Below are 19309 nucleotides of genomic sequence, written 5' to 3'. Positions count from 1 at the left end.
GCATTGAAATTCTTTACTTTAGTTAGTGCAAAAATCGAATAATTTATTGTAACTTTGCAGCGGATTCGGTGTGCATATAATACCATCCCAATTAAGATAAGTCGCAACATATATAGTGGTTTTCAATATGATTATGAACAATTGTACAATATTAACAGGTAAAAACACCGTTAATATTGCATATCATAAACCTTGGTAATTTTTCCACATTCAAATCTAATTAATTCGATTTGAATGTCATTGTCTTTGTAATCCGGCATGCTATTTCAGGCTTGTCGAGAGATTTTTTGTGCTATAAAATCAAGAAACATTCAAAAGATAAAAGGAAAAATTCAAATGGAAAAAATCAGAAATTGGAAACAAGATTTCTATACAATATGGGCGGGGCAAGCTGTGTCCCTGATAACAAGTGGGGTTCTTCAAATGGCCATCATCTGGCATCTGACAAATACAACAGGGTCTGCGATGGTGTTGTCAATGGCGACCTTGGTTGGGTTTCTACCTCAAGCGGTTTTAGGTTCTGCAATCGGAGTACTTGTTGACCGCTGGAACCGGAAAATGGTCATGATTGGTGCAGATGTCATCATAGCTTGTGCTGGACTGGTACTTACCGTAATTTCCCTGTCAGCGGAACTACCTGTATGGATAGTAATGCTCATCCTCTTCATTAGAAGCGTTGGCACTGCATTCCATTCCCCTGCGTTAAGTGCGGTAACACCTCTTTTAGTGCCTGAAGAACAGTTAGTCAAATGTGCCGGCTACACCCAGTCCATCCAATCGGCAAGTTTCATCCTAAGTCCGGCAATTGCCGCTTTTCTCTATGCAAAATGGGGGTTGAATTCTGCGGTTGCCCTTGACGTATTCGGAGCAATAATTGCCTGTATCACTGTTGCAATGGTTCACATCCCAAAACAACCGATTGAAGCGCTGCAGCAAGAAAACTTTTTCACCGAACTGCGCATTGGCTATAACGCAATACGACAAAATAAAGCTCTTTTCACATTGCTTTGGATAGGAGCAATCAATATGTTCATTTATATGCCAATCAATGCGCTATTTCCGCTGATGAGTATGAATTATTTCGAGGGAAGTACCTTGCATGCTTCCGTGGTGGAAATTGTTTTTGCAGTTGGTATGTTGTTGGGCGGACTTCTATTGGGCGCATGGGGAGGTTTCAAAAAGCGCATGGCAAATATCATCGGCTCTATCTTTCTTATGGGAGTGTCATTGACTGTTTCCGGCTTGCTACCAACCAATGGTTTTATGATATTTGCGATATGTTGTACGTTGATGGGCTTTTCTGCCCCATTCTATAATGGAGTACAGACCGCGCTATTTCAAGAACAGATACAACCCGAGTATTTAGGGCGTGTTTTCGGACTTCTTGGCAGCATCATGTCGTTTGCCATGCCGCTTGGGTTGGTAGTGTCGGGTGCATTTGCAGACCAAATCGGGGTAAACCGTTGGTTTTTGTTCTCAGGTATGGCTATTCTGCTTCTCGCTATAATAGCCTTATGTCTTCCACAACTTAGAAAGGTCGACAATCAAAAACAAAAATCATGATTTATGAAACGTAACTAAATCTAAACAGCAATAAGCCTCTGATAGGGAAATACGATTATCGGAGGCTTATTGCAATCTGTTTTAACTACTTATGTAATTCCTCTACTTTTCCTTTGTGGTTGAATTGGCTGTCGTATGCTCTGCCGTAGCCTGTCGAACTGTTCCCTGAACCATTCGCCTATGGGCTGGCGGTTGATTACGAGTGTCAGTTTAGACTTGTCCGCAGGGTCTTTCACCACTTGAAAGCCTGCTCTTTCTGTCGTAAAACTCCGATTATGTTCCTCCGAATAAAGTTTGCCCTCGTATATCAAAGGCTTACCATAAGTCAATGTCGTGGTCTGCCTTTCATTGAACCCGACAAGGCGGCACAGGCTCTCTATTCTCATAATTTCCTTTGCCATAGGAAACCATGCACACAGCTTTTCGATAATGCGTTTCAAACCTGATACTTCATCTTTGTGTCTGACACTTTTTTCCGCCATCTCCTTACGGTGATTCTGCTGTATTTCCAACAACTGGCGGTTGTGCTCGGTTTGCATCGTGTGTATGCGGTTTTGCAGTATCTCAATGGTTTCCTCATGGGTGGCAACTTCCCGATACAGGGCGGTGTTCTCCCTTTCCAAAGTCTTGACCTTGTTGCTCCCGAAAAGAGAACCGACACTTTCAGCTATGTTGGTCGCTGCGGTGGTGGCTGCACCTTTCAGTTTCTCGGTCTGTACCTCTTTCTTGGCTTGTCTGAGTTCCTGTTCGGTTTCGGTTTTCTGCTCCTGTAACCGCTTGTTTTCTGCATCAAGGGCAGCGTTCTTTTTCTGTATGTCCCGATAATACTGTGTCGTGGTGGTGTGCCGTGCTTCGGAACCTCGCACACCTCGCTGTAATCCGTATTTAGCCATAACCCTTGCATAATTGTCGTGGTACGCAATCAAGGTCTGACGGTTGAACAGGTCATCGGCACACAAACGGACGGTATTTGCTTTCTTGTGATACTTCCGTTTGCCGTCTTCCTGCTCTTTCTTGGCTTTGCGCCTTTCACCTGTCACGATGGGAACAATGGCTGCATGGATATGCGGTGTCTTCTCGTCCATGTGAAGATGGGCGGCAACCACGTTCTCCCTGCCGAATGTGGCTTGCAGCCATTGGATGCTGTCGCTGCACCATTCGTCAAGTCTTCCGTTTTCCTGTATGTCCATCATGTCCTCATGTGTTCCCGACAGAACCACTCGGACTACACGGACTTGGTCATGTGTAATCTTCCGCTTGATGCCTGCCGTGTTCAGCCTGTGGGCAATCGCTTCATCCCTGCCATGAACGCCATCGGGGTATTCTATAAGTACCCTGTTCAGATGCGTTCTTGTCGGGTCTGCGTTTTTAGGTATGATTCTTCTCTCTATATGGTCGGATTGTACGGTGTCCGATGAACCTTTTGCTTTCTTTATGTCCAATGAAAAATATCCCATGTAGTTTGATTTTTACGGTTATTGTTATGAGTGTATTCTCTGCCTGTGGCATTGGCTCTCAGGGTTTCCAAAGGGATTTCCCTTTGGCTCGATAGGGAGTTTTTAGCATTACCGTGTAATGCGTGAAGAAAACGCCCTATTGAGCTATGGTATTTCTGTCTAAATACCCTTGGGAAAGCGAACCTGTTCCCCTCTATATTTTCAGCCCTTTCTTTTTCGGTGGCTGCATCATCCGCCTTGCGGATTGTACTTGCTTCTCCTCCTTTATCGGCTCTGTCGATTGGGACAAGAGTTTTTTGCACAGGTACTCGTTCAAGTCATTATACCCTGCATAGTGAACCGACATATCCTGCAAGCGGTCACCCAACATCCGTTGCAGGTTGGCGTATGCGTTCCGTCCTGCTGTGTCATTGTCAAGGAAACAGCCGATTCGGGTATAGGTTGCCAATATGCTTTCCGCTTTCGAGAGGTTGGAAACGGAGTTGAGAATGACGTAATCCTGTGCATTCAATCGTGGGTGTTGCGGATTGTTCTTTACTCGGATGGTCAGGAACGAGAGATAATCCATGAAGCCCTCGAAAAGATAACAGACGGTTCGTGGCTCTTTTTGCTGTCGGATATGGGTGATGTCCTTCGGGGCGACACATCCCTTGAAGTATCTATTACGCACTTCATACCCTCTTGCCATATTCGGGAAGCCGATGGCGAAATAGGGTTTGTCGGCATTCTCAAACCGCAGTTCCTTACACTCCCTTTTGGCGAGTTCAATGTCTATCCCCCTTTCTTGCAGATAGGCAATGAGCGCAGGTGATGACAGCTCGCCAACTCTTAATACCCGATAAGTGCGGTTGTCGGATTGCTGCTTGCCAAAAGAAAACGATGCAGGGCGGATGTATGGTGTCCGTTCCTCTATGCGCTTCAACAGGCAGGTTACATCTTCCGTATGGTAGAGTTCCGCTGCCAATGCGATGATGTTACCGCCCTTGCCAAGTCCAAAATCGTACCATTTGTTGAGTTCTGTGTTTACCTTGAAAGATGCGTCCGTTTCCTCTCTCAGCGGTGATTTGTACCAAAAGCTGCTGCCCTGTTGCTTGACGGGCGTGTAACCCAAACTTTGCAGATAGTCTGCGATTCTGATTTGTTTAACTTCTTGTATGTTCATGATATTCTATAGATTTGATGATGATTGTAAAAACGTTGATTTGTTGAATGGCTTATATAACACATTTATTTACAGAAAGATATTTGCTCAACATCTTCTCAACAAACCACTCGCCAAAAGAGAAATCAACAATCGGGTGCTGTTCCTCTCTCAACTTCTCTTTTCGATTGTTGAGATTTTGTTGAGAGTGTATATTGTTTATTGTCAGCATAGTTATATCCTTATTCATCAATTCAACAAAAAAAAGAATGATATTACAGGGATTCAAGTTGTTCCCTCGTGACAGAATAGAAACGACCGACCCGTTTTACAGGCTCATACCGACACTCCCGATTGTAGTTGAATTGGTAGGTGGTATAGGTCAGTCCGTTGGGTGCAGGCGTAAGTTTCCAACACTCCTGCAACACCTTTCGGACTTGGTGCTTCTCCACTTTTACCTGCGAGTGTACCAGCAACAGAAGAATGTCGTTGTAGCAGAACGAGAATGTGTCCGTGCCGACACTATCCATGATGTCAAGTATCAGCTCGTGCATCTCTATCTCCAGTCGGTTACGGTTGCTGCGGATTATCTTCTGCAAGGCTTCGGTATGCAACAGCGATGGAGCAAACCACATACGGCTTTCCTTTTCGGTGGATAGTGTTCTGTGTTGCAGGAAATGAAGAAAGGCGGGTATCTCCGCTTTCAGCTTTTGCAGGAAGTCGGTATCATCAGACTGCAAGCGGTCTATCTTGCGTACCCAATAGCGTGTTTCCCCTGCATCAATGATTACAGGCAAGTACTCGTTGTTGGAGCATAGCACGAACTTGGCGAAAAACGCTATCTCGTCACGGTCTTTGCCTTTGGCTTCCACCTTGTAGGAAAGTGTGGTGCTTAGGTTCTTCAACCGCTCGCTGTCCTCCCTACGGTTGAGCAGCACCTCGTCCACCACGATAAGCAGTTTGCCGGCCCAGTCGGAATTGAATTGGCTACGGAAATCCTCGTTGGTGTTAAAGGTTACATTGTTCTGAAATAGGAGTTTTAGAAAATTCAGAAATGTGCTTTTGCCTGTGTTGCGTTCCTCTGATACCAACAGCAGGATAGGCAGCTTTTGAATGGGGTACAAGTAGAGCAGTTGTAGGTAGTCCATGCCCAACTCGTATTGCTCCCCGAAGATGTGACCTACCAAAGATTGGATATGCGAGAAATCGCCCTCTTTAGGTTGGTGGTCTATCGGTTCATAGAGGTTAAGGAACTTGCCGACCACGGGATGGTAGCCGATGTGTTCGGGTACGGTGCAGAAGCCGTCATACTTGGGAACGCTGCCGATGTAGTCCTTGCCGTAGTCTTGGCGCAGGGTTTCGTTGTTCCATGCTATGCGTTTCCTTACATACCCTCCGTTCAGTTTGGGCTGCTCCACAATCTTGTAAAGCGTAGTCCCCACTCGGATGAATTCCTCCTTTGCCATGCCACCATCCGATGGCGGTCTGTGGCTGTCTTGTTGTTTGTTAGCTGACATAATCAAATGGTTTTAAGTTTGAAAAATACCAGCTACAAAAGTATAAGCATTTATCGGATAAGTTGTTACGCAAAACGCGGCAGAACGGTGACAAATAGCCCCCGAAGAAAAAACTTTCAATGGTTTGGAACGGAAGTCGGGCAGGACAGACGAAAAAACTCCCAAAAAACGAATGTGGGGATTACGCTTTTCGGGAGAAAAAATTGGAGTTCCTGTTGATATGTCGGTCAGATTATATGCTGACACGCTGGCTTGATTACTCTATTCGTGACTGAATGAATGGATTCCGTCAGTCGTGCAACCAATTCAGCTACGAGAAGTATTCGGCTTTGGCTATGCCGTTGGTGTTCAGCGAAAAGAAGATGCTTGTTTTCTCTTTTCGCAAGTACAGTCTTTCAAGAACGGCATTGCGCACCTGCTTCGCACTGTATGTGCCGATACGGAACGCAAGGGCGATTATCGTTTCAAGGCTGTAAACCTCCATGCTGCACTTGTCGGACAGTCGGATGGTATGCCTTATCTCACACTCATTCAGAATGCCGTTCTTGCAGAGTGTCTTTATCCCTGCCCTGATAGTCGGGGCGGTTACATTGAACAACTCGCAAAGCTCCCACTCACTCATGGCGGTTGCCTGTATATCTTTCGGCATAACTACATTGCCGAACTCGTTCATTGTTATGATGTTTCTTTCCTCTTTCATTATCGTTTGATTTAAGGGTTACTGAATGGCATTGCAAATGTTCTTTTCCATATCCTCCAGTTTGTGCGACAATGTTTCCATATCCTGACTAATCTTTTGGGCTGTGATTTTTGCGTAAATTTGGGTCGTTTTTATGTTGGTATGTCCCAAAAGTCGGCTGACGGTTTCAATGGGTACTCCGTTGGATAACAGCACAGTGGTCGCTGCCGAATGTCTTGCTACATGATAGGTCAAGTGGACTTTTATACCGCACAACTTGGCAATGGCTTTCAGCTTCTTGTTGCAAGTCGTGTTACTCGGCATGGGGAATACTTTATTATCTCTTGTCATACCCCTGTACTTCTCTATTATCTTTCGGGGAACATCCAACAATCGGATATTGGATTCCGTGTTAGTTTTCTTTCTTCGGGTGATAATCCACAGATTTCCGTCAAAGAATGTTTGCAGGTTGTCTTCCGTAAGGTTCTTGACATCGGAATATGCCAAACCTGTAAAGGTGGAGAACAGAAATAAATCCCTGACAAGCTCGTGTGTCTTGTCGGGCATATCGGTGTTCATCATTGTGTGTATCTCCTCTCTCGTAATATACCCTCTGTCCACGCTTTCGGGAGAGTTGATGTACCCTGCAAAGGGATTGAACGGCAGACGACCGTCATTCCTCGCTATGGAAATAATGTGTTTCAGCACAATCATGTAGCCCCAAATGGTATTGGTGCGGCATTTTTTCTCAGTACGCAGGAAATACTCGAAGTCGTTGATGAACGAGAGGTTCAACTCTTTTAACGGAATATCTTCACGCTTGTAGGTATGGGGTAGGAACTCACGGATGTGCTTGCAGACGGTAACATAACGTCGGAATGTTCCTTTTGCCCTGCTGTGTCCCACTTTCTTGGCAAATTCGCTGTTGTGTTGTTCAAACAGTTTTAGCAAGGTTTCCTGTTTGATACCGATGCCGAGATAGGCATCTTTCAACTTGGCAGCAGTGACATAACCGTCCGTCTGCATCAACTCTTGATAACGGCGGTTTATCTCCACTCTGATTTTGTCAACGGCACGGTTGATTCTTTGCGCTTCGGCACTCTTACCCGAAGCACGGTTGTTCTTCACGTCCCACAGGCGCAAGGGAACATCCATCTTGCAACTGAACTGCTTAATCTCTCCGTCCACCGTAATGCGACACATCAAAGGCAGGTTGCCGTTGGGTTTCTCACTGCCTTTCTTCACGTAGAACAATACCTTAAATGTACTTCTCATAACTCACTTTTTTTTGGTTACAAAATTAATTCATAGTGAGTTACCGACAGATACGACACATAACGCCAAACGATGCAAAATTTAGGTTTCGCAAGAAATTTGCATCATCGCACGGGTAATGATAAAGTAACTGAACTTTTGCTGCGTTTGTCCATATTCTGTCTCTTCTTGGCTTTTGAACAAGAGAAAAATATAGCGTAACGAACGCTTTTTCAGTCTGTTCGCTACGCTTTACTCAAATTTGCTATTCCGTTAGGTGTTTATTTTAATATTACAAAGAACAACATGATATTGAATTAATGAAAACAGCAATGAACATTCTCGATAAAGAGGGGCAGAAACGATGGGTAATCGTAGGCGGTGGCTTCGATGGATTAAAGCTAGTACGAAAATTGAATACTTCGGAAGCCTTGTTCAACCGAACCAGATATTGGACAGCTTTGAACAGGCCCAGAGTACCGGTAATAAAGAAGAGCACAGGCGTCTGATGACCTTTGCCATTGTAGGTGGTGGAGCTACGGAAATAAAGTTGTCCGCTACTCTGGCCGAGATGAGAAAGTTTGTCCTTTCTCAAAACTATCCAGGCTTGAATATCAATGAGAAGCGTATCATCTTGTTGGATGGCTCTTCCAGGCTTTTGTCTGCCTTTTCTGAAAAGTCTTCCAAAGAAGTGACTGATTATCTGAAGAAGCATGATGTGGAAATTAAATTGAATCAACGGGTGATGGGATACGAGAATTATCAGTTGGCATTGAATGATGGGACCGCAAGCAATACCAAAAAAAATGTATTCTGGGTGGCCGGTGTCAAAGCAAACAGCCTTCAAGGATTGCCTGCCTATGGACCGGGAAACCGCTTGAAGGTGGACACTTATAACCGTCTTTCTCAATATCCCAATATTTTCGCTATCGGGAATACGGCCCTTATGATTTCTGAGGAGTATCCCAAAGGACACCCGCAAGTGGTGCAACCAGCCATCCAGCAGGCCCGCAACTTGATAAGGAACTTGCAGCGTGCAGAAGCATGCCTGCCGCTGCAACCGTTTATATATCAAAACAAAGGCTCCATGGAGACCATTGGCCGCAATCATGCCGTAGTCGAGCTTAAGAAGCTGCGTTTTGGAAGTTTTCCGGTATGGGCTGTGTGGCTGTTCATCCATTTGATGAGTATTGTGGGTGTAAAAAATCGTCTTTCCATCTTCGTAGACTGGATGTGGAGTTACTTTACCTATGACCTGTCTTTACGGATTATCATCAAACCCTTGAAGCGGCAGTAAACTTTTATTGAGTAATATTTGTTATAGTTCATATACGAACTTAAAAATGAATGAATATGTTAAAACGACTTTTATTTCCCGTCAAACCGGACGGAACGGCAACATCTGCTATGCTATTAATTGCAAGAATTGTATTCGGTATATTATTAATGAACCACGGTATCCAGAAGTGGACTAACTTTCAAGAGCTGTCGGCTGTTTTCCCAGACCCATTGGGTGTAGGCAGCCCGCTGTCTTTAGGATTGGCTATCTTCGGTGAATTGGCATGCTCCATGGCATTCATTATAGGTTTTCTCTATCGTTTGGCTATGATACCAATGGTGTTTACAATGGCTGTTGCCTTTTTTGTAATTCATGGCAATGACTCGTTTGCCACGAAAGAGCTGGCTTTTGTGTACCTGGTAGTGTTCATATTGATGTATATCATAGGCCCGGGCAAGTTTGCCGTTGACCGTTGGATCGGAAAGGCTCTTTCTCAAAAAGCTCATAGATAGACACTTCTGTTTTACTGAAAACAGATTTTAAGCTCAAATAGGATGTATTTTCGTAAAAAATCCTATATTTGCGGATGCTTAAAATAACTCAATGAGCTATAAAGCTATTAAACACAGTAAAATAAAAAAGAGTGATTATGAAAAAGTTCAATTTGAAGATGGCTGCGACCGTAATGATTTGCGGCTCGTTTCTTTTCAGTTCTTGTATCGGTTCTTTTGGACTGCATAGTAAACTGGTCAGCTGGAATCAAGGTATTGGTACCAAGTTTGTAAACGAACTGGTTTATCTGGCATTCAATATTGTCCCGGTATATGGCGTTTGCTATCTGGCCGATGCATTGGTCATCAACTCCATCGAATTCTGGAGTGGTTCAAACCCTATGGCCAGCATTGGTGATGTAAAGAAAGTGAAAGGTGAAAACGGTGACTACCTGGTAGAGACACTTGAAAACGGCTATTCTATCACCAAAGAAGGTGAGACCGCTTCTATGGAACTCATTTACAACAAAGAGTTGAATACTTGGAATGTTGTTGCCGATGGTGTCAGCACAGAATTGCTGCAAATGAACAATGACGGCACTGCACAAATGACCCTTCCGAACGGTGAGGAAATGACAGTGACACTGGATGCCCAAGGTGTGGCTGCAGCACGTCAAGCGACAATGATTGACAGCTATTACGCCTTTAAGTAATGGGATAATGGATAAATGATAATGGGTAAATGTATATGCTAATTATCCAGTATCATTTATCCATAGTCATTTATATTTTTAGAACGGATATCCCACAGCAAAGTGGAAAGCAAAATCGCGGCTAAATTTAGGATGAATAATGGGATAACGGTCTTTTTTCTTCTCGTAAGCTGGATTGATTGCTTTCATACCTCCGTCGAAACGCAATACAAAGAAATCTAAGTCAAGACGCAGTCCTAAACCATATGCCAAAGCAATCTGCTTATAGAACTTGTCAAATTTAAACTGACCTCCCGGCTGGTCTTTATAATCCCGTATTGTCCAGATATTCCCGGCATCTACAAAGAGAGCCCCTCTGAATTTCCAGAATAACCGTGTGCGGTATTCAATGCTGGCATCCAGCTTGATGTCTCCCGACTGGTTCATGAAGTTATTATCGCCGGGGAAAGAACCGGGCCCCAAATCACGTACAGACCATCCGCGCACACTATTGGCGCCACCGGAAAAGTAGCGTTTTTCAAATGGAAGCATTGTTGCATTGCCGTATGGAATGGCGATACCGACACCAAAATGAAATGCCAATGAATTGCGGTTGTCAATGACCAGGTTCTTGGCAAAGTCAAAATCGCCTTTCAGGTATTGGGCAAAAGGAATGTTTAATAAAGTGTATTCTCCCGATGCATTCTTCTTCATTCCTCCGAGCTTTGCCACAGCATACAACAAATTGCCCGCTGATTCAAAATTGAAGCGGATGGTATAGGAATTTCCGATGCCGGAATTATTCATCAAAGCCTTTCCGGCACTGTTATAAATATAGCTATAGCCGGTGCGGACAATAAAACGGTCTTCATAATTATATTTGAGGATGTAGTTCTCGTCTTTCTCCAGATAATCCTCTTTAAATCTCTGGTCTATGCTGGGCATGTACAGATAATTGATGTCCAGTAAATCAATGCGATGCTGCGAACGCTGTTGTTGTACTCCCCATTTGTAGCTCCATCCGGCAGACGCCACAATACGTGTGAATTCAGGCCGCATCTGGTAGTTATATTGCAAGCCGAATTCTGTAGTAGCCCTTATCCTCCGTTTGAAATCGCTGGATACAAAGGGAAACATGAACTGTGGAAAGTTGATAGTTGCTTCCGCACCTAATTCTATATAGTCTTGATTTAAGGAGCTCTGCAAACCAGACACAGCCTCGTATGCCCCACGTAGCTTGAACATGAATGTTTCGGAACCTTTGAACATGTTGCGGTGCTGAAAAGCCACTGAAGCGGCAGCTCCCAAGTCGCCGGCAGAGTTTGTGCCTTCCACTTCAAAGGATACGGACTGATGCTTGCCTCTGGTCAGCATCACATAGGCGTTGAGCTTTGCACTGTCACTCTGCTGTACTTCGAAAAAACGGATGTTGGTGTATTTCAGGGCTTGCAGGCGTCCGTAGTTGGAGTAGGTGCGCTGCACGTTTTGCTCATTATAGAGAGTTCCCGGAATGATGCGCAGATTGTTGGTCAGCACTTTGGGACGCAGATAAAGCTTGTCTTTGTAGTAGATGGGGAATCCTTTGTAGTGCAATGAATCATTTACCTCGATGCTGTTCAAGGCAGATGCCTGCAACACATTATAGTCTGTAATGAAACTCACTTTATTGATAGTGTACTGTTGGTGATTCTGCGGTGTATCCTCGTTGTGCTGCTTGTATGGAGCCAAATGCAACGTCAAATCTACCAGGTAAGAATTGCGGACAGTATCTGCGGTATAAGAGATGTACTCTTTATTGAACTTATAATATCCGTTCTGAAGCAGTTTGTTCGTGATACGCTGACGTTCTGCATCCAATACATTGACATCAAAATACATGCCTTCGGATAAGAGGGTTACTGCAGAATCCTGCCGCATGTATTCCTTTATTTTACTGTCCCGGATATCATATTTCAAGGTACGCACTTTATAGGGTTTGCCGGTTGTCACCTTATAGACTAACCTCATCTTTTTCTTTTTGACTTGGCGTATCGGTTCCACCAGAGCACCCATATAGCCCATATTCTGCACAGCTTTAGTGATCTCTTCCCTGGTCCGATTGGTTTCCTCCTCACTGTATATGACAGGAGCATCCCCTAATTTCCTCAATGTACGGTTTATCCAGCGTGTAGAGTCCCGTCCGGACCAGTTGTAGACATACAACTGGGTCTTTATCAGACTGAACCACTTCGCATTGGGATTCTGGCGGATATACATGGAGAGATTAGATGGTTTTACTTCCTTATTGTCAGTATGTATACGCACTTCATCCAGCAAATACGAGCCGTCCGGCACATATTTGGTAGAAGAACAGGAAGCCAACAAAAGTACGATAGTAGTAAGTATCGCGTAGCGGAAACCTTTATCCATACCGAGTCATTAATTGCGCATAAACAGCTACAAATATACTTGTATTTTTTTGTTCCCGAAATAAAAAACGCCGGAAGAGTGCAGAGTTTTTGATTATATTGAAATAATCACGTATTTTTGTCAAATGATAACATGTGTATCCTATGGCATTAAGTAAAAACCGCATTAAATATATCCACTCGTTGGAGCAGAAAAAGAACCGGAAGGCTGACAAGGTATTTCTGGCAGAAGGACCTAAACTCGTAGGGGATTTGTTGGGACATTTTCCTTGTCAGTTCTTGCTGGCAACTTCAGAATGGCTTTCCCGGAACCGCCCTATCTCCACTGTAACGGATGTCACGGAAGTATCGGAGGAAGAACTTTCGCGTGCCAGCCTGCTAAAAACTCCCCAACAAGTGCTGGCTGTGTTCCGGCAGCCGGATGAGGAGACGGATGTTTCCGTCATCAGCCGCTCCCTCTGTCTGGCTTTGGATGATGTGCAAGACCCCGGTAACCTGGGAACGATTGTCCGCCTTGCCGATTGGTTTGGGATAGAGCATATATTCTGTTCGCCCAATACGGTGGATATCTATAATCCCAAAACAGTGCAGGCCACGATGGGAGGTATCGCACGCGTCAGACTGCATTATACTCCCCTACCCGAGCTCATCCGCTCACTGAAGGATATTCCCGTTTACGGCACTTTCCTGGACGGAGAGAATATGTACGGACAACCACTCTCGAAAAATGGGCTGATTGTGATGGGAAATGAAGGAAATGGCATCGGAAAAGAAGTGGAGGCACTCATCAACCGCAAACTATACATACCGAATTATCCCGCCGGCCGTGAGACCTCGGAGTCGTTGAACGTGGCTATTGCTACAGCAGTAGTTTGCGCTGAGTTCCGGCGCCAGGCAGCATTGTAGTAAAATCAAAAGGGAAAAACAACCAGGGAATCAAACAAGACAATTCTTCCTCGATAACCGGAGGGATTGCCGTCAGTATATTGCAGCACGTATCAAAATGAGGATAGTCTGTTTCCGCCTCCGTAAGCAAAGCTATGACGCCTGGTAGCCATTCCGTATTCTCCACCTCTTCTGTCAATGGGAAGATACGTGATACACACTGTCCTTCACCTATCTCCACCACATATTGTTTCAGATAGCCATGTCCGGGAAGAAACAGAAAATGGGAAGCGTAGCGTTTCATGCTTTCGGACGGGGACGTATGGTTCTGGGAGTTGTGGCATTTTCCTGCTCCTGAATTTTCAGAGGCTTCAATTTCTCTGGTTTCCCGATACTGTCTTTGCGAAGGGAGTCTGTGGCCTGCTGAAGGCTGTCCTTTGGGGCAATGACCAGACTGTCCGTGGCGTGATAGCGCATCAGTGAGATACGGTCTGCCAGCAAAGGCTGTGGAGTCTCCTGCTGCGGGTAATAGATGAACCCGCGTATTTCCTTGATTTCTCCTAAGGTATCGGCAAACAAGGTGAGCGTTTCCACACCTGTGCCTTGTACTTTCCGAATGGCACTGATGACACTGTCATTCTTCTCATAAAGAACCTGCATCACCATCAACGGAGCATGTATGCTGTCCGGTGCACCGTTGTGAAAACGGAAGCGTGCGCTCCAGCGCAACGTGTCACGGTCGTGGAAATTGGTGTCTGAAGGCAACGTAAACGTTATCTTGTTGTCCAGGGGCATGCCCGTCAACTGATAGATATGCTGCCATATCCACACGTCGATACTGTCTCCGGGAAGTGATTCTTTCGGCTTGTTGTCACGCAGGGCAATCAAGTGGTTGATACCGTCTCTTTCGGCTTTTAAGCGTACATTCACTTTCTCGTAGATTTTGGTAAGTACCTCCGGATTACGGGCAAACCAGACCATAGAAGAGTCGAAATCGGCCTGAGTGATGCCATATTTCTTGAAAACCGATTCAATGTAAAGAACCCGCTTATAGCTTTCGTTATACGGTACTTCTTCACCCATAGCTTTGGCTATGTGATAATCGTAAAGCACGTTTTCCATCTTGGCATCCGGAAGGACGGTCTCAGGTCTTTTCACCTTACAAGCCGTCAGACTGAATGCCAGAAGGACTACACTACACCATTGAATTCGATTTATTCCTTTCATGATTTCTTTATGGCTGCGTGATAGGCATCATTGAAATCCTTATTATAGAACAACAGCAATGCAATCATACCACAGCTGATTGCTGCATCTGCAAAATTGAATATCGGGCTGAAAAAAATAAAGTGTTCACCACCGACGAACGGCATCCATGTGGGCCAGTTTGTATCTATGATAGGAAAATAGAACATATCTACCACTTTGCCGTGAAACCAGGAAGCATATCCTCCCCCTTCAGGCAGGAAAGAAGCTATCTGCGAATGAGTGCTTTCATTAAACAGTACACCGTAAAAGACGCTGTCAATAATGTTACCCAAAGCTCCCGTCAGGACTAAAGACACACAGACGATGAATCCCGTCTTCATTCCCAGCTTCACGAATTTATGCAGAAACCAACCTATCACCGTCACCGCAACAATACGGAACAAGGTGAGAAACAGTTTGGCGAATATTTCCATACCGAAAGCCATGCCACTATTCTCAGTAAAGTAGATGTAGAACCAATCTGTGATTCGGATGCTCTCGTGCCAGTACATGTGAGTCTTAATCCAAATCTTGATAATCTGGTCTATAATCAATACCAAGAATATAATGAGTAAGGCTATCCGTCCTTTCGTAAAGAATTTACCCATTTTTATTTCTTGCCGTTGTTTTTAGCTTCGATGCTCAGAGTGGCATGAGGCACTGCACGAAGGCGCTCTGCCGGTATCAGTTTGCCGGTTTCGCGGCAAATGCCATATGTTTTGTTCTCAATACGCACCAAAGCAGCCTGCAATCCTTGGATGAACTTTAACTGGCGTTGGGCCAGACGTGTGGTTTCTTCCTTGGATAAGGTGTTGGCACCTTCTTCCAGCACTTTGTACGTAGGAGATGTATCGTCGGTGTCATTGCCGTCTGCACCCGTCAGGCTAGCCTTTAACAATTCATAGTCACGTTGTGCTAACTCTAACTTCTCCAGAATGATAGCGCGGAATTCTTCCAATTCAGCATCTGAGTATCTTGTCTTTTCTGCCATAACTTTTACGTGTTAATCAGGTTAGTATTTAATTATTCTTTCACTACGCTCACGTACAGCGAGAAATCGTCGAAGTTTAGTTCTGCACCATTTTCTACGTTGTCTGTCAGCGTCAGTGAAGTTCCTAAAACTTGGTTACAAATATAGTCTTTATATTCGTTTACTGCATCATCTGTTTGAGGATTTTTTGATAATGTAATCTTTATTTTATCGGTTATCTCAAAACCGCTTGACTTGCGGATATTCTGAATACGGTTCACCAACTCGCGCGCAACACCTTCACGACGCAACTCTTCGGTTACGGTAACTTCCAAAGCTACGGTTAGTTTACCTTCGTTGGCAACCAGCCAGCCCGGGATGTCCTCGCTGAAGATTTCCACATCGGCAGTTTCAATCACAGCTTCCGTACCGTTCAGGACGAACGTATAGGAACCGTTCTTCTCCAGTTCAGCGATAGCCTCCTGAGACATTCCGGCCACGGCAGCAGCCACAGCTTTCATCTGTTTTCCGAATTTCGGTCCCAACTTCTTGAAGTCGCATTTCACTTTTTTTACCAGTACACCGGCAGCACCGTCCACAAACTTGATTTCTTTCACATTCACCTCGTTCATGATAAGTGCTTTCACAGCCTCGATGTGTGCACGCTGTTCTTCATCCACTACCGGTATCATGATGCACTGAAGCGGTTGGCGGACTTTGATGTTCACCTTGCGGCGCAGTGCCAATACCATAGAAGTGACGTCTTGTGCCATCTGCATGCGGGTTTCCAATTCCTTGTCTATCATTTCCTCCTTATATTCGGGGAACTTGGCAAGGTGTACGGAAACCACGTTGTCGCGTCCCGTAGCTGCAATCAGGTCTGTGTACAGCATGTCGGCATAGAACGGAGCAATGGGCGCCATCAGCTTGGCTACAGTTTCCAAGCAGGTATAGAGTGTCTGGAATGCAGAGAGCTTGTCCTGCGTCATACCGCCACCCCAGAAGCGTTTACGGTTCAGACGAACGTACCAATTGGAGAGATTGTCGTTCACAAACTCAGAAATGAGACGTCCTGCTTTCGTGGGCTCGTATTCATTGTAGCAGGTATCCACGTTCTTCACCAGCGTATTCAGTACGGAGAGAATCCAACGGTCTATCTCAGGGCGTTCTGCCATGGGCACGTCGGCTTCCTTGTATTCAAATTCGTCTACATTGGCATAGAGGGCGAAGAATGAATAGGTGTTATAGAGTGTTCCGAAGAACTTGCGGCGCACCTCTTCCACTCCATCCACGTCGAACTTAAGATTGTCCCACGGAGAAGAGTTGGTGATCATGTACCAGCGCAACGGGTCGGAACCGTATTTCTCGATGGTCGAGAAGGGGTCTACGGCATTGCCCAGACGCTTGGACATCTTGTTTCCGTTCTTGTCGAGCACCAGACCGTTGGAGATAACAGCCTTATAAGCGGTGCTGTCGAACACCATCGTGGCGATGGCGTGCAGCGTGAAGAACCAGCCGCGTGTCTGGTCCACTCCTTCGGCGATGAAATCGGCAGGATATACCTGATGGCTGTCCAGCAGTTCCTTGTTTTCGAACGGATAGTGTATCTGTGCATAAGGCATGGCACCGGAGTCAAACCATACGTCAATCAAGTCCGTTTCACGTTTCATCGGCTTGCCGTCTTTGGAAACAAGGATGACATCGTCTACGTAAGGACGGTGCAAGTCTATCTTGTCGTAATTCTCTTCGGTATATATACCCGGCTGGAAGCCTTTGTCCTTGTAGGGGTTGGACTGCATCAGACCGGCAGCTACGGATTTCTCTATTTCGTTGTAAAGTTCTTCTACAGACTCGATACATTTTTCCTCGCTATTGTCCTCTGTACGCCAGATAGGCAGCGGAGTGCCCCAGTAGCGTGAACGGCTGAGATTCCAGTCATTCAGGTTTTCCAGCCACTTACCGAAACGTCCCGTACCGGTGCTTTCCGGCTTCCAGTTGATGGTCTTGTTCAACTCTATCATACGTTCCTTACAAGCGGTGCTGCGGATAAACCAGCTATCCAGCGGATAGTACAATACGGGTTTGTCCGTACGCCAGCAGTGCGGATAGTTGTGTACATGCTTTTCTATCTTGAATGCCTGATGAGCGGCTTTCATCATCATGCAGATTTCGATATCCAATGATTCGGCAGCTTGCGCAGCCTGCTCATTATACTTGCCGTCTACGGTGAATTGAGGGTCATAAGCATTCTTTACCCACTTGCCCTGATACTCCTTATACAAGTCCACGTTGACACATGCCTTTACGAAATCCTCATCCAGTTCATCTATCAAATAGAACTTACCGGTGAGATCCACCATCGGGCGAGTTTCACCTTTCTTGTTTATCATGAACAGGGAAGGTATGCCTGCAGCACGGGCCACAAAGGCATCGTCCGCACCAAAGGTCGGGGCGATGTGTACGATACCCGTACCGTCTTCGGTCGTTACATAATCACCCGCGATTACACGGAAACCTTTATCGCTGGCAGTCCAACTGCCGTCTTCGGCCACATCTATCGGCTTTACCCACGGGATGAGTTGCTCGTACTCCATACCTACCAAGTCCGGTCCCTTGTATTCACCTACAATCTTGAAAGGTATCAGCTTGTCTCCCGGTTTATAATCCTCTAATGCAATGCCTTCCGCTTTTTTATTGAAGTGTGCATAGAGCAATGCTTTTGCCAGAACGACGGTCATCTTCTCGCCACTATAGCTGTTGTAGGTCTGCACGGCTACATAGTCAATCTTAGGCCCTACACAGAGTGCGGTATTGCTGGGCAATGTCCACGGAGTGGTAGTCCATGCCAGGAAGTAAGGAGTCCCCCACTCTGCCATTTCCGGCTTCGGGTTCTTTATCTTGAACTGCCCCACTACGGTCGTATCTTTTACGTCACGATAGCATCCGGGCTGGTTCAGCTCGTGCGAACTGAGTCCTGTACCGGCAGCGGGAGAATACGGTTGTATGGTATATCCTTTATAAAGCAGTCCTTTCTTGTAGAGTTGCTTCAACAGCCACCACAACGTTTCGATGTAGCGGTTGTCGTAAGTTATATAGGGGTTCTTCATGTCCACCCAGTAGCCCATCTTGTGCGTCAGGTCTTCCCACTCTTTGGTGAACTTCATGACGTCCTTGCGGCAGGCAGCATTGTATTCTGCCACAGAAATAGTCCTGCCAATATCCTCTTTCGTAATGCCAAGCGCCTTTTCCACACCCAGTTCCACGGGTAATCCATGAGTATCCCATCCGGCCTTACGCTTTACCTGAAATCCCTTCATCGTTTTGTAACGGCAGAAAATGTCCTTAATGGAGCGAGCCATTACGTGGTGAATACCCGGCATACCATTGGCCGAAGGAGGTCCTTCGAAAAACACGAAAGAAGGACAACCTTCACGTTCTGTCATACTCTTGGCGAAAACCTGGTTTTCGTCCCATTTCTCCAACACTTTTCCGTTCACTTCGGAAAGGTCAAGCTTCGAATATTCGGCAAACTTCTTACCCATCTTGATATTTACTATTTGACAATTTACGATTGAAGAATACTCTTGACCAGCATGTTTTTTGGTACATCAAAAGCCATCTTCTTTATTTTAAAAGTGCAAATTTACAAAAAACTTAGATACAAGAGACTTTTTAGGTAGAAAAAGCTGGCTTAGTGCGATAAAATGTTTTATTTGGCGTCAGTT

15 protein-coding genes and 1 pseudogene are annotated in these 19309 nt (G+C 45.3%); 5 read left to right on the top strand and 11 right to left on the bottom strand.

All coding sequences use genetic code 11. From position 1 onward, the window contains the following. The first annotated feature begins 336 nt into the window (after positions 1 to 336). The gene (locus tag JXR92_RS12980; protein WP_016564142.1) at positions 337 to 1563 is read left to right on the top strand and encodes an MFS transporter; all 1227 of its coding nucleotides are present in this window, start codon (positions 337 to 339) and stop codon (positions 1561 to 1563) included. An 89-nt stretch (positions 1564 to 1652) separates the two neighbouring features. On the opposite strand, the gene mobV is transcribed toward JXR92_RS12980, so the two are convergent. The 5 genes from mobV to JXR92_RS12955 form a co-directional block, all read right to left on the bottom strand. Next, positions 1653 to 3020: a MobV family relaxase gene (mobV, locus tag JXR92_RS12975; protein WP_022508104.1), complete on the bottom strand. Its 1368-nt coding sequence runs from the start codon at positions 3018 to 3020 to the stop codon at positions 1653 to 1655. A 193-nt stretch (positions 3021 to 3213) separates the two neighbouring features. Continuing rightward, entirely contained in the window at positions 3214 to 4182 is a 969-nt protein-coding gene (locus JXR92_RS12970; RefSeq protein WP_016564201.1) for a toprim domain-containing protein, read from the bottom strand. Between the two features lie 254 nt (positions 4183 to 4436). Then, the gene (locus tag JXR92_RS12965) at positions 4437 to 5678 is read right to left on the bottom strand and encodes a primase-helicase family protein (protein WP_016564203.1); all 1242 of its coding nucleotides are present in this window, start codon (positions 5676 to 5678) and stop codon (positions 4437 to 4439) included. A gap of 310 nt (positions 5679 to 5988) precedes the next feature. Next, positions 5989 to 6378, bottom strand: coding sequence for a hypothetical protein (locus tag JXR92_RS12960; RefSeq protein ID WP_016564204.1), 390 nt, complete (start codon positions 6376 to 6378; stop codon positions 5989 to 5991). Between the two features lie 18 nt (positions 6379 to 6396). Continuing rightward, entirely contained in the window at positions 6397 to 7632 is a 1236-nt protein-coding gene (locus JXR92_RS12955; RefSeq protein WP_016564205.1) for a site-specific integrase, read from the bottom strand. 398 nt (positions 7633 to 8030) lie between these two features. On the opposite strand from JXR92_RS12955, the pseudogene JXR92_RS12950 reads away from it, so the two are divergent. The 3 genes and pseudogenes from JXR92_RS12950 to JXR92_RS12940 form a co-directional block, all read left to right on the top strand. Further along, positions 8031 to 8908 (top strand): annotated as a pseudogene (locus tag JXR92_RS12950) (NAD(P)/FAD-dependent oxidoreductase); the annotation flags it as partial. A gap of 56 nt (positions 8909 to 8964) precedes the next feature. Then, positions 8965 to 9402 carry a DoxX family protein gene (locus JXR92_RS12945; RefSeq protein ID WP_138345408.1) on the top strand — a complete coding sequence of 146 codons (438 nt, stop codon included), beginning with the start codon at positions 8965 to 8967 and terminating at the stop codon, positions 9400 to 9402. A gap of 137 nt (positions 9403 to 9539) precedes the next feature. Continuing rightward, positions 9540 to 10094 carry a DUF3332 domain-containing protein gene (locus JXR92_RS12940; RefSeq protein WP_117599624.1) on the top strand — a complete coding sequence of 185 codons (555 nt, stop codon included), beginning with the start codon at positions 9540 to 9542 and terminating at the stop codon, positions 10092 to 10094. Positions 10095 to 10172: 78 nt separating this feature from the next. Here the strand turns inward: JXR92_RS12940 and tamL are convergent, their stop codons facing one another. Next, entirely contained in the window at positions 10173 to 12482 is a 2310-nt protein-coding gene (gene tamL / locus JXR92_RS12935) for a translocation and assembly module lipoprotein TamL (protein WP_117964607.1), read from the bottom strand. 143 nt (positions 12483 to 12625) lie between these two features. Between tamL and JXR92_RS12930 the strand changes: the two genes are divergently transcribed. Further along, positions 12626 to 13387 carry an RNA methyltransferase gene (locus tag JXR92_RS12930; protein WP_131226388.1) on the top strand — a complete coding sequence of 254 codons (762 nt, stop codon included), beginning with the start codon at positions 12626 to 12628 and terminating at the stop codon, positions 13385 to 13387. Here the strand turns inward: JXR92_RS12930 and JXR92_RS12925 are convergent. Genes JXR92_RS12925 through ileS form a run of 5 tightly spaced genes read right to left on the bottom strand, consistent with a single transcriptional unit; the run spans position 13341 to position 19126 of the window. Continuing rightward, on the bottom strand, positions 13341 to 13670 hold the full coding sequence (locus tag JXR92_RS12925; RefSeq protein WP_131226386.1) for a hypothetical protein: 330 nt from the start codon (positions 13668 to 13670) through the stop codon (positions 13341 to 13343). The two genes, JXR92_RS12930 and JXR92_RS12925, sit on opposite strands and share 47 nt — an antisense overlap. Then, positions 13667 to 14593 carry a DUF4296 domain-containing protein gene (locus JXR92_RS12920; protein ID WP_138345406.1) on the bottom strand — a complete coding sequence of 309 codons (927 nt, stop codon included), beginning with the start codon at positions 14591 to 14593 and terminating at the stop codon, positions 13667 to 13669. Before JXR92_RS12920 ends, JXR92_RS12925 begins: the two co-directional genes overlap by 4 nt. After that, positions 14590 to 15222 carry a lipoprotein signal peptidase gene (locus JXR92_RS12915; RefSeq protein ID WP_138345404.1) on the bottom strand — a complete coding sequence of 211 codons (633 nt, stop codon included), beginning with the start codon at positions 15220 to 15222 and terminating at the stop codon, positions 14590 to 14592. The genes JXR92_RS12920 and JXR92_RS12915 overlap by 4 nt, the downstream gene beginning before the upstream one ends. 2 nt (positions 15223 to 15224) lie before the next feature. After that, the gene (locus JXR92_RS12910; RefSeq protein ID WP_005654117.1) at positions 15225 to 15605 is read right to left on the bottom strand and encodes a TraR/DksA family transcriptional regulator; all 381 of its coding nucleotides are present in this window, start codon (positions 15603 to 15605) and stop codon (positions 15225 to 15227) included. Between the two features lie 32 nt (positions 15606 to 15637). Then, complete coding sequence (ileS, locus tag JXR92_RS12905) at positions 15638 to 19126, bottom strand: isoleucine--tRNA ligase (protein WP_117599618.1); 3489 nt, start codon at positions 19124 to 19126, stop codon at positions 15638 to 15640. Positions 19127 to 19309 lie beyond the last annotated feature (183 nt).

It is taken from the genome of Bacteroides parvus (genome assembly GCF_017309675.2).
In the GTDB taxonomy this organism is placed as follows: Bacteria; Bacteroidota; Bacteroidia; order Bacteroidales; family Bacteroidaceae; genus Bacteroides; species Bacteroides uniformis.
The sequence above is the reverse complement of the archived record's forward strand: the minus strand, read 5'-3'. Positions and strand labels throughout refer to the sequence as shown.